Source organism: Helicobacter vulpis (assembly GCF_003660395.1).
Classification (GTDB): domain Bacteria; phylum Campylobacterota; class Campylobacteria; order Campylobacterales; family Helicobacteraceae; genus Helicobacter; species Helicobacter vulpis.
The window spans coordinates 1-530 of record NZ_QXQT01000093.1; the positions used below are offsets into that span (position 1 = coordinate 1).

The window sequence follows — 530 nt, forward strand, 5'->3', positions numbered from 1 at the left end:
CTACAAAGAAAAAATGATCTCCCTCTTGCTTGATGAAAAGCAAATCGGGCTTTTTATTGGGGTGCAACACAAAATCCGGGTTTGTGAGCGCGGCTTTAACACTCTGTGCCTCTTGGAGCAATCCTCCTACTGCGCCCATTGGGTGGGCGCTCTCAAGGTTTAAAACTATACTTCTGTATTTATAAATATCCGCGCTAAAGCCCTGATGAAATGCGTCCAAGGTATTTTTTAGCCCTTGGGGGATGGGGGGGAAGTAGCAATAATAGTCTACCCCCTTGAATCCTCCATAAGCCTTGGCAATCTCTTGTAGTTCTTTCTCTTGGGCGATCTGCTCTCTGTAGCCTTTGATACGGCTTGCAATCATCCATCTGTGTTTTTCAAGCCCTAAAAGTTCGTTTAAATCTTTAAGCCTTCTCTCATCTAATAGCCCCTCTGCTTTAGCCTGCTCTATGAGGGCTTTATACTCCTGCAAAGTGGTGTTCTCTGTGAGCTCCTCTATACTGCGCTCTGTGATGGGTTTAAGGGGGGAT

Annotated in this window: 1 protein-coding gene; it reads right to left on the reverse strand. The window is 45.7% G+C overall.

The window, feature by feature from the left end; genetic code table 11:
• On the reverse strand, nucleotides 1-530 hold a 530-nt coding region (locus EAO38_RS08730; protein ID WP_162982767.1), incomplete at both ends, for a hypothetical protein.